General features: G+C 71.9%; 10 protein-coding genes. 6 read left to right on the top strand and 4 right to left on the bottom strand.

Features of this window, described 5'->3' with window-relative positions; all coding sequences use genetic code 11:
- The 6 genes from VGO20_RS20610 to glcF form a co-directional block, all read left to right on the top strand.
- On the top strand, positions 1-555 hold a 555-nt coding region (locus VGO20_RS20610), incomplete at its 5' end, for a sensor histidine kinase (RefSeq protein WP_327504260.1).
- A 23-nt stretch (positions 556-578) separates the two neighbouring features.
- On the top strand, positions 579-1,064 hold the full coding sequence (locus VGO20_RS20605) for a response regulator (RefSeq protein WP_327504259.1): 486 nt from the start codon (positions 579-581) through the stop codon (positions 1,062-1,064).
- 147 nt (positions 1,065-1,211) lie between these two features.
- A complete protein-coding gene (gene ykgO, locus VGO20_RS20600) occupies positions 1,212-1,337 on the top strand; it encodes a type B 50S ribosomal protein L36 (RefSeq protein WP_012973122.1) in 126 nt (41 codons plus the stop codon).
- Between the two features lie 201 nt (positions 1,338-1,538).
- Positions 1,539-3,026 (top strand): FAD-linked oxidase C-terminal domain-containing protein, encoded by a 1,488-nt coding sequence (locus tag VGO20_RS20595; RefSeq protein ID WP_327504258.1) that lies wholly within the window; start codon positions 1,539-1,541, stop codon positions 3,024-3,026.
- 13 nt (positions 3,027-3,039) lie between these two features.
- Positions 3,040-4,263 (top strand): glycolate oxidase subunit GlcE, encoded by a 1,224-nt coding sequence (gene glcE, locus VGO20_RS20590; RefSeq protein ID WP_327504257.1) that lies wholly within the window; start codon positions 3,040-3,042, stop codon positions 4,261-4,263.
- Positions 4,264-4,283: 20 nt separating this feature from the next.
- Positions 4,284-5,624: a glycolate oxidase subunit GlcF gene (gene glcF / locus VGO20_RS20585; RefSeq protein ID WP_327504256.1), complete on the top strand. Its 1,341-nt coding sequence runs from the start codon at positions 4,284-4,286 to the stop codon at positions 5,622-5,624.
- Positions 5,625-5,631: 7 nt separating this feature from the next.
- On the opposite strand, the gene VGO20_RS20580 is transcribed toward glcF, so the two are convergent.
- The 4 genes from VGO20_RS20580 to VGO20_RS20565 all read right to left on the bottom strand — a co-directional run.
- Positions 5,632-6,639 carry a glycosyltransferase family 2 protein gene (locus VGO20_RS20580; RefSeq protein WP_327504255.1) on the bottom strand — a complete coding sequence of 336 codons (1,008 nt, stop codon included), beginning with the start codon at positions 6,637-6,639 and terminating at the stop codon, positions 5,632-5,634.
- A 181-nt stretch (positions 6,640-6,820) separates the two neighbouring features.
- Positions 6,821-7,600 carry an SDR family NAD(P)-dependent oxidoreductase gene (locus VGO20_RS20575; protein ID WP_327504261.1) on the bottom strand — a complete coding sequence of 260 codons (780 nt, stop codon included), beginning with the start codon at positions 7,598-7,600 and terminating at the stop codon, positions 6,821-6,823.
- A 5-nt stretch (positions 7,601-7,605) separates the two neighbouring features.
- The gene (gene glpK, locus VGO20_RS20570; RefSeq protein ID WP_327504254.1) at positions 7,606-9,108 is read right to left on the bottom strand and encodes a glycerol kinase GlpK; all 1,503 of its coding nucleotides are present in this window, start codon (positions 9,106-9,108) and stop codon (positions 7,606-7,608) included.
- Positions 9,109-9,184: 76 nt separating this feature from the next.
- The coding region (locus VGO20_RS20565; RefSeq protein ID WP_327504253.1) for an ABC transporter substrate-binding protein at positions 9,185-10,074 on the bottom strand (890 nt) is incomplete at its 5' end.

The following is a 10,074-nucleotide window of genomic DNA, read 5'->3' as shown; positions in this document are numbered from 1 at the left end:
ACCCTGGACCTGCTGGAGGCGCAGATCATGGACGTCGATCAGACGCTTCAGGACCATCACGTCTTCTCGAGGTACGGCCGGCATCTGATCCCGACCTGCGTCGGGAGCGTCGTCGAGGATGCCGTGAAGGTCTTCATGGGCACCGGTCATCCGGACATCGTGCCGCGCATCTCCGCCGGCCTCGGCGACGTGCCCGACGTCCAGGCCCATCCCGTGATCCTGAAGCAGGTCATCGGGAACCTGATCGTGAACGCATGCGAAGCCATCGCCATGTCCGCCACCGGTCGCGGCGAGATCGCGATCGGCGCCGAGAGCGTGACCGCCGACGGCATCCGATGGGTTCGCATCAGCGTCCGTGACGGCGGCATCGGCATCGCCTCCGATGCCCTCCAACACCTGTTCGAGCGCGGGTACAGCACCAAGCGGGCGTCGTCGGGGGGCATAGGCCTGCATTGGTGCGCCAACGTGATTTCCGCCATGGACGGCAACCTGCGGGCTGACAGCGCGGGGCTGGGCCGCGGCGCGACCTTCACCGTGACCCTGCGGGCGGCATGAGCAGCCGCCTTCCGGAGATGCCGGTGAAGCGCATCAGGCTGCTGGTCGCCGACGACAGCCAGGCCATCCTCGACGCGTATGCCGCCGTGCTCGGGGACGTCGATTCCTATCGTGCGGCATTGGGGGATTTTTCCCGGACCGGCGAAGGCGATCCTTCGCAGGCGTCCGGGCCAGACGGCATCGACGTCGTGGGCGTGTCCAGCGGCGAGCAGTCCGTCGCCGCCGTCCAATGCTCGCTCGCGTCTTGTTCGCCGTTCGCCGCGGCCATCCTGGACTACCGGATGCCTCCCGGGATCACCGGCGTCGAGGCGGCGGCGCGGATACGGGCACTCGATCCGCTGATCAGGATCATCCTGATCAGCGGCGTGGCGGACATCGAACCGGAGGAGATGGTCGCGCTGGTCCCTCCTGCCGATCTCGTCTCGTACATGCGCAAGCCGGTCCGGCCGGTCGAACTCCTGAGGCATGTCGGCCGGATACTCGGCTTCGGGGAGTGCGTCGGCCGGTGAGGTGGTTCTTGAAGCGCCTCGCCGCGCCAGGGCTCGGACGAGGCCATCGCATTCGCCCTGCCGGCCGCGACCTCACGGTTGACAGCGCTCCGCCGGTTCCCTATGTTCCGCGCCTCGTATGCCAGCGCCTTTCAGGACCCGACTCCGATGAAGATCGTCAACTCGCTCAAGTCGATGAAGACCCGGCACAAGGCTTGCCGCGTGATCCGCCGCAAGGGCCGCGTCTACGTCATCAACAAGCAGAACCCCCGCTTCAAGGCACGCCAGGGCTGAAGGCCTTCCGGCACCGCCGCCCCGAGGGGCGGTGCCGGTACGTTCCAGGGGTTTGGACCGCGCCTTCCGGCGCGGTTTTGCTTTCCGCCCGTCCGCGGTTGCCATGTCCGGCCAAGTGGTGATACCACTTGGCCCAATCCGGCGCGACGGTCCCATCGGCGGGCGCTCGTCCGCCGGTTCGGGACTCGAGGAGGATTCGGCATGAGGATGCCCACCCCGGACGCGTCCGTGCTGGCGCGCCGCGTCGAGATCGTCGACGCGCTGCGCGCCATCGTCCCCGGCGAGGGCGTGATCGCGGACGCCGACGAGCTGCGCCCCTACGAGACCGACGCCCTTACCGCCTACCGACAGGTGCCGATGGCGGTCGTCCTGCCGACCGACACCGCTCAGGTCGCCGCCGTGCTGCGCTACTGCCACGAGGTCGGGGTCAAGGTCGTGCCGCGCGGCGCCGGGACCTCGCTGTCGGGCGGCGCCCTGCCGCTTGCCGACGGCATCGTGCTCGGCATGAGCAAGTTCAACCGCGTGCTCTCGATCGACTGGGACGACCGCTGCGCCCGCGTCCAGCCGGGCGTGACCAATCTCGGCATCACCGCCGCCGTGGCCCATCGCGGCTTCTACTACGCGCCCGACCCGTCGAGCCAGATCGCCTGCACGATCGGCGGCAACGTCGCGGAGAATTCGGGCGGCGTCCACTGCCTGAAATACGGGCTGACGACCAACAACCTGCTGGGCGTCGAGTTCGTGACCATGGAGGGGGAGGTGCTGCGGCTCGGCGGCCGGCATCTCGACAGCGAGGGCTACGACCTGCTCGGCCTGCTCACCGGTTCCGAAGGGCTGCTTGGCGTCGTGACCGAGGTGACGGTGCGCATCCTGAAGAAGCCCGAGACCGCGCGCGCGGTACTGATCGGCTTCCCCTCCAGCGAGCGGGGCGGCGACTGCGTCGCCGCGATCATCGCCGCCGGCATCATTCCCGGCGGGATGGAGATGATGGACCGCCCGGCGATCCACGCCGCCGAAGCCTTCGTCAATGTCGGCTACCCGCTCGACGTCGAGGCGCTGCTGATCGTCGAACTCGACGGGCCGGAGGCGGAGGTCGACCACCTGATCGGCGAGGTCGCCCGCATCGCCGAGGCGCAAGGCGCGGTCAGCCTGCGCGTCAGCACCTCGGAGGAGGAGCGCCTAGCCTTCTGGGCCGGGCGCAAGGCCGCGTTCCCCGCGGTCGGGCGCATCAGCCCCGACTATCTCTGCATGGACGGCACGATCCCGCGCAAGGCGCTGCCGCTGGTTCTGTCGCGCATGACCGAGATGTCGCGCCACTACGGGCTCGGCGTCGCCAACGTCTTCCATGCCGGCGACGGCAACCTGCATCCGTTGATCCTGTACGACGCCAACCGGCCGGGCGAGCTGGAGAAGGCGGAGGCTTTCGGGGCCGACATCCTGAAGCTCTGCGTCGAAGTCGGCGGCGTGCTGACCGGCGAACATGGCGTCGGGGTCGAGAAGCGCGACCTGATGGTGCACCAGTTCACCGAGACGGACCTGGCGCAGCAGCAGCGCGTCAAATGCGCCTTCGACCCGGAAGGCCTGCTCAATCCCGGCAAGATGTTCCCGCAGCTCCACCGCTGCGCCGAGCTCGGCCGCATGCACGTCCACCGCGGCCAGGTGCCGTTCCCGGACATTCCGCGCTTCTGATACGGGGGTCAGGATGGAGACGCTCGAACCCCGCGACGCGGGCGAGGTGCTCGACGCGCTGCGCTGGGCGGTCGCCGAGGAGCAGCCGCTGGAGCTGGTCGGCAACGGAACCAAGCGCGGGCTCGGCCGCCCGTTCCAGGCGACCCACACGCTCGACCTGTCGGCGCTCTCCGGCATCGTCTCCTACGAGCCGGAGGAGCTGGTGCTGACGGTGCGCGCCGGCACGCCGCTGGCCGAGGTCGAGGCGCTGCTGGCCGACCGGCGCCAGCAGCTCGCCTTCGAGCCGGCGGACTGGGGCCCGCTGTTCGGCGCCGAGCCCGGCCGCCAGACCGTCGGCGGCGCCATCGCCTGCAACCTGTCCGGCCCGCGCCGCATCAAGGCCGGCGCCGCCCGCGACCACCTCCTGGGCTTCGAGGCGGTGTCGGGGCGGGCCGAGCGGTACAAGGCGGGCGGGCGCGTCGTCAAGAACGTGACGGGCTACGACCTCTGCAAGCTGCTCGCGGGCTCCCACGGTACGATCTCGGCCCTGACCGAAGTGACGGTCAAGGTCCTGCCGGCTCCCGAGCGCACGCGCACGGTGTTGCTGCTCGGCCTCGACGATGCGGCCGGGGTGGCGGCGCTGACGCGCGCACTCCAGGGCTCGTTCGAAGCCGCCGGCGCGGCCCATCTGCCCGCACCGGTGGCCGCGGCCTCCGGAGTGCCCGCCGTCGCCGCGGCCGGGGCCGCGGTCACGGCGGTGCGCATCGAAGGGTTCGGCCCGTCGGTCGACTACCGGGCCGGCCGCCTCGTCGCCGAGCTTGGCGGCCTGGCTCCGGCCGTCGAGCTCGACGACGAGGCGTCGGCCGCGTTCTGGCGCGAGGTCCGGGACGCCGCCGCCTTCACCCGCCGGCCCGAGCGCATCGTCTGGCGCCTGTCCGTCCCGCCCTCGCAGGGGCCGCGGGTGGCCGCGGAGATCGCCGCCCGGCTCGACGCCGAGTGGTTCTACGACTGGGGCGGCGGGCTGCTCTGGGTGGCGCTCGCGGCGGCGGGCGAGGATGCCGGCGCCGGCGCGGTCCGCGGCGCGGCCGGCCCGAACGACGGGCATGCGACCCTGCTGCGGGCGCCGGAGACGCTACGCGCCTCGGTCGCGGTGTTCCATCCCCAGCCGGCGGCGCTGGCGGCATTGTCCGCGCGCGTCAAGGCCGGCTTCGATCCCAAGCGTATCCTCAACCCCGGCCGCATGTGGGCGGGGGTGTGACGAGATGAGATAGGGCGACAATGCAGACCAGCTTTTCCCTGGCACAGCTCGCCGATGCCGACACCCGCGAGTCCGAGAAGATCCTGCGCGCCTGCGTGCATTGCGGCTTCTGCACGGCCACGTGCCCGACCTATGTCCTGCTCGGCGACGAGCTGGACAGCCCGCGCGGGCGCATCTACCTGATCAAGGACATGCTGGAGAACGACCGGCCTGCTTCCGACAAGGTGGCCAAGCACATCGACCGCTGCCTGTCCTGCCTGTCGTGCATGACGACCTGTCCTTCGGGCGTGGACTACATGCACCTCGTCGACCATGCGCGCGTCCATGTCGAGAAGACCTACCGGCGTCCGCCCGGCGAGCGGCTGCAGCGCGCGCTGCTCGCCGCGGTGCTGCCGCGGCCCTGGCTGTTCCGCCTGTCGCTGATCGGCGCGGCGGCGGCGCGGCCGTTCGCACGCCTGCTGCCCGACCGCCTGCGGACCATGGTCGAACTGGCGCCCCGCCGCGTGCCGGGGCCGAGCCCGGTCGACCGGCCGCAGGTGTTCCCGGCCGAGGGGACGCGGCGCGCCCGCGTGGCGCTGCTGACGGGCTGCGCGCAGCAGGTCGTCGACACCGCGATCAACGAGGCGACGATCCGCCTGCTGACGCGCCACGGCGCCGAGGTCGTGGTCGCGCGCGGCGCCGGGTGCTGCGGCGCGCTGACCCACCACATGGGGCGCCGCGACCCGGCGCACGCGATGGCGCTCGCCAACATCCGGGCCTGGACCCGGGAGATCGACGGCGCGGGCCTGGACGCGATCGTGATCAACGCGTCCGGCTGCGGCACCACGGTGAAGGACTACGGCCACATGTTCCGCGAGGACGCGGCCTGGGCCGCCAAGGCCGCGCGGGTGTCGGCGCTCGCGAAGGACGTCACCGAGGTGATGGCCGATCTCGGCCTCGCCGCGCCGGTGGTCGCGACGGGCCAGCCGATCGCCTATCACTCCGCCTGCTCGATGCAGCACGGCCAGCGCGTCCGCACCCAGCCGCGGGCATTGCTGGCGGCGGCCGGCTTCGAGGTGCGCGAGGTGCCCGAAGGCCATCTGTGCTGCGGCTCGGCCGGGACCTACAACCTGCTCCAGCCGGCGATCGCCCGCGACCTGCGCGACCGCAAGGTGGCGAACATCGAGAGTGTCGTCCCGGCGGCGGTCGCGACCGGCAATGTCGGCTGCATCACCCAGATCGCATCCGGCACCGCGATCCCGATCGTCCACACGGTCGAACTGCTGGACTGGGCGACCGGCGGCCCGCTGCCCGAGCGGCTCGCCGGCCGCCCGGAGTTCGCGGCGGAGGCGCGTCCGGTGGTGGCGGCCGCGGCGGAGTAGGGGCCGGCTACTCCCCGATCTTCAGCGTCGGCGCCTCTCCCGCCAAGCCGCGCAGGCGCGCCGCGATGTCCCGGCAGCGGCGCAGGATCGCCCGCGACACCCTACCGGCGATCCTGCCCAGGCTGATGCGGGGGCCGAGCAGCACGGCCAGCCCCGCCGCCAGCGCCGCATGGGCGATCCGCCCCTCCGCCGCGTGCACGCTCGCGTTCCGGTAATGCTGGAGCGACATCTCCCTGACATGATCCACCACCCAGTCGGTGGGAGGGGCGGCATCGAGGCGGACCAGGAAAACTTCGAGGCTCTCCTCCCTGCGTCCGTCCAGCCTCGCGTGGTTGCGTGCCTCGATGTAGCGGAACAGGCGGTGCTGGCGGGCGGCGCGGCCGGCGGTGATGCTCGCCCCGTGGATGCGGTAATGGGTGACGGCGCGCGGCAGCACGCGCACCGGCCCGTGCTCCGCGATCCGGCTCAGGAACTCCAGGTCCTCCGCGGAATCGAAGCGCCGGTCGTAGCCGCCCAGCGCCAGGAACAGGTCGCGCCGGAACGTCACGCTCGGCCCCTGGACCACGATCATCTCGCCGGTCCGGCGGAGCCGCTGGTACTCCGCCTGCGTGGTCGGGCCGCTCCGGGCGGTGCGCAACACCTTGCCGCGGCGGTTGATCAGGTGGGCATAGCCGCCCCACAGCACGACCTCCGGCGCCCGCCCGGCCGCGCGGATCTGCCATTCCAGGCGCTCCGGCACCATCAGGTCGTCGGCGTCCAGGCGCGCGATCCAGGGGAACCGCGCCTGCTCGACGGCCGCGTTGCAGTTGAGGCTGACGCTGCGGAAGGAATGCTGCAGAAGGCGGACCCGGCCGTCGCGCCGCGCGAAAGCCGCCACGATGTCCTGCGTGCCGTCCTGCGAGCCGTCGTCGCAGACCAGCAGCTCGAAATACGGGAAGGTCTGGTCCAGAACGCTCTGGATCGCTTCCGTCACGAACGGGGCGGAGTTGTACGACGGCATTACCACCGAAATCATTGAAGATCTCCGGCTGCTGGCACCGCCGGGTATCCGGTGGGCACCGTTCCGGTAGTAAAACACGCAACGGAGGCACGCGGAATTCCCGCTGTCCCAAAGAGCGCGCGCTTATGGCTACCGGAGCGGTGCGGTCAGGGGGCTGATGACGAAGGGGGAGCGCCGAGGTGCTCCGGGGGTACTCTCATCCCATGAACTGGCCGCCGTTGACGTCGATCACCTGCCCGGTGACGTAGCCGGCGAGCCGGGGCGAAGCGAGGAACAGATAGGCGCCGACGCAGTCCTCGGCCGTGCCGATCCGGCCGAGCGGGATGCGCGCGGCGGTCGCCGCCAGCTTCTCGGGCGTGGAGTAGCGGGCGTGGAAGTCGGTCCCGATCGTGCCCGGCGCGACCGCGTTGACCCGGATGCCGTCCGCCGCCAGCTCGGCCGCGAGCGAGCGGGTGAAGGTCGACACGAACGCCTTGGCGGCGCTGTACAGCGACGAGCCCGGGCTGCCGCCGGTGCGCGCCGAGATCGACGAGGTGTTGACGATCGCGCCCTTCGAGGCGCGCAGCGCCGGCAGCGCCCGGCGGCAGGCGACGACGACCGAACGCATGTTGAGGTCGAAGGACCGGTCGAGGAAGGCGTCGTCGACGCGCTCCAGCGGCATCCGGCCCAGCATCGTGCCGGCATTGTTGACCAGCACGTCGAGCCCGCCCAGCAACTCCGCCGCCCGGTCGACCACCGCCTCGACCTGGCGCCGGTCCGCGAAGTCGCCCTCGACCGCGTGGGCGGAGAGCCCGTCCGCCCTCAGCCGCTCGGCGAGGTCGCGCGCCTCCGCCGCGCGGGCGTGGCCGTGCAGCACCACCGACGCGCCCAGCCCGGCGAAGGCGCGCGCGACCTCGGCGCCGATGCCGCGGCTGCTGCCGGTCACCAGCACGCGCCGGCCGGCGAACTCGTCCGCCGCCGGCAGGGCGGGCCGCATGCCGGTCACGGTGCCGCCCGCGTGCTGCGGATGCGGGCGACGGCGTCCCGCCAGCCGGCATGCAGGCGGGCGCGCACGGCCTCGTCCATGCGCGGCTCGAACAGCCTTTCGCGCGTCCAGGCGGCCGAGATCGCGCCCAGGTCGGAGAACAGCCCGACATGGAGCCCGGCCAGGCAGGCCGCGCCCAGCGCCGTCGTCTCGATCACCGCCGGCCGTTCGACCGGCACCGCCAGCATGTCGGCCAGGAACTGGCACAGCCAGTCGTTGGCGACCATGCCGCCGTCGACCCGCAGCGACCGCGGCCGGTCGCCGCCGTCCGACACCATCGCCTCCTGCAGGTCGCGCGTCTGGTAGGCGACCGCCTCCAGCGCCGCGCGCGCGACATGCGCCGGGCCGGCGTCGAGCGTCAGGCCCAGGATCGCCGCGCGGGCGTCCGGGTCCCAGTGGGGGGCGCCCAGCCCGACGAAGGCCGGCACCAGGTACACCCCGTGGCTGTCCGGGACCCGGGTCGCGAGGTCGTCGGTCTGCGAGGCGTGGGTGATGATGCCAAGCCCATCGCGCAACCACTTCACCGCCGCCCCGGCGACGAAGATCGCGCCTTCCAGCGCGTAGGTCGGCCGACCGCCCAGCCGGTAGGCGACGGTCGTCAGCAGCCGGCTCGGCGAGTCCACCGCGTGCTCGCCGGTGTTCAGCAGCGCGAAGCAGCCGGTGCCGTAGGTCGCCTTGACCATGCCCGGCTCGAAGCAGGCCTGGCCGACGGTGGCGGCCTGCTGGTCCCCGGCCATGCCGGTGATCGGGATCGGCGCACCCAGCAGTGCTGCGTCGACGATGCCGAACTCGGTGCTGTTGTCGGTGACCGCCGGCAGCATCCGGCGCGGGATGCGCCACAGCCGCAGCAACTCGTCGTCCCAGTCCTGGGTGTGGATGTTGAACAGCAGCGTGCGCGAGGCGTTCGTCGCGTCGGTCGCATGGACGCGGCCGCCGGTCAGCCGCCACAGCAGGAAGCAGTCGATCGTCCCGAAGGCGAGTTCGCCCCGCTCGGCGCGCGCGCGCGCGTCCGGGACGGTGTCCAGCAGCCAGGCGATCTTGGAGGCGGAGAAATAGGCGTCGACCACCAGCCCGGTGCGCGCGCGGATCTCGATCTCGGCGCCGGCCGCGGCCATGTCGCGGCACATCGGCGCGGTGCGCCGGTCCTGCCAGACGATCGCGCGGTGGATCGGCTCGCCGGTCGCGCGGTCCCACACCACCGTGGTCTCGCGCTGGTTCGTGATGCCGATCGCGGCGACGCGGTCGGCCCCGATGCCGGCCTCGGCGAGGGCTTCCTTCGCGACCGCGAGCGTGTCGCGCCAGATGTCCTCGGGGTCGTGCTCGACCCAGCCGTCGGCGGGGTAGTGCTGGCGGAACTCGCGCCGCGCGATGCCGCGGATGGCGGCCTCCCGGTCGAACACGATCGCGCGGGTCGAGGTCGTGCCCTGGTCTATGGCGAGGATGTGGGACTTGGCGGGCATCGGGCACTCCTCACGTGAAGAAGTCGGGGTGGCGCGATGCGCCACCCCGGAAGTGTGGAGGGAAGCGTCGTGCCGCTTAGCGGACCCGGCCTTCCTGCCAGGCCTTGAGCAGCGCGTCGTAGGCCACCGTCTCGCCCTGGGGCTTCTCGTTGTCCAGCTTCGGCTTCGGGGCGCCGGGCTGGTCGAACCAGTACTGGGCGTCCTGTTCCTCGTTCAGCTTCGGGCCGCACTCGCCCTGGACGCCGGCCCGCTCGAGCCGGGCCATCACCTGGTCCTGGGCCGCGGCCAGGTTGTCCATGGCCTCCTGCGGGGCCCGCTCGCCGGTGACCGCCTCGGCGACGTTCTGCCACCACAGCTGCGCCAGCTTCGGGTAGTCGGGCACGTTGGTGCCGGTCGGCGACCAGGCGACGCGGGCCGGGCTGCGGTAGAACTCGACCAGCCCGCCCAGCTTCGGCGCCATCTCGTCCATGGCCGGGGTGTGCAGGTCGGATTCGCGGATCGGCGTCAGGCCGACCATGGTCTTCTTCAGCGAGGCGGTTTTGGCGACCGTAAACTGGGCGTAGAGCCAGGCGGCCTTGCGGCGGTCGACCGGGGTCGAGTCGAGCAGGGTCCACGAGCCCACGTCCTGGTAGCCGAGCTTCATGCCCTCTTCCCAGTACGGGCCGTGCGGCGAGGGCGCCATGCGCCATTTCGGCGTGCCGTCCTCGTTGACCACCGGCAGGCCCGGCTTGGCCATGTCGGCGGTGAAGGCGGTGTACCAGAAGATCTGCTGGGCGATGTTGCCCTGCGCCGGCACCGGGCCGGCCTCGCTGAAGGTCATGCCCTGGGCCTCGGGCGGAGCGTATTTCTTCAGCCAGTCGATGTATTTGGTGAGCGCGTAGACGGCGGCCGGGCCGTTGGTGGCGCCGCCGCGCGCGACCGAGGAGCCGACCGGGCTGCAGCCGTCTACGCGGATGCCCCATTCGT

It is taken from the genome of Arenibaculum sp. (assembly GCF_035998295.1).
Classification (GTDB): Bacteria; Pseudomonadota; Alphaproteobacteria; order Azospirillales; family Azospirillaceae; genus DASYHS01.
Note: the sequence above shows the minus strand (reverse complement) of the source record. Positions and strands in the feature narration are given on the sequence as shown.

Coding starts and splice junctions, on each gene's coding strand:
- ykgO (WP_012973122.1), top strand. CDS start 1,212: ATGAAGATCGTCAACTCGCTCAAGTCGATGAAGACCCGGCACAAGGCT.
- VGO20_RS20595 (WP_327504258.1), top strand. CDS start 1,539: ATGAGGATGCCCACCCCGGACGCGTCCGTGCTGGCGCGCCGCGTCGAG.
- glcE (WP_327504257.1), top strand. CDS start 3,040: ATGGAGACGCTCGAACCCCGCGACGCGGGCGAGGTGCTCGACGCGCTG.
- glcF (WP_327504256.1), top strand. CDS start 4,284: ATGCAGACCAGCTTTTCCCTGGCACAGCTCGCCGATGCCGACACCCGC.
- VGO20_RS20580 (WP_327504255.1), bottom strand. CDS start 6,639: ATGATTTCGGTGGTAATGCCGTCGTACAACTCCGCCCCGTTCGTGACG.
- VGO20_RS20575 (WP_327504261.1), bottom strand. CDS start 7,600: ATGCGGCCCGCCCTGCCGGCGGCGGACGAGTTCGCCGGCCGGCGCGTG.
- glpK (WP_327504254.1), bottom strand. CDS start 9,108: ATGCCCGCCAAGTCCCACATCCTCGCCATAGACCAGGGCACGACCTCG.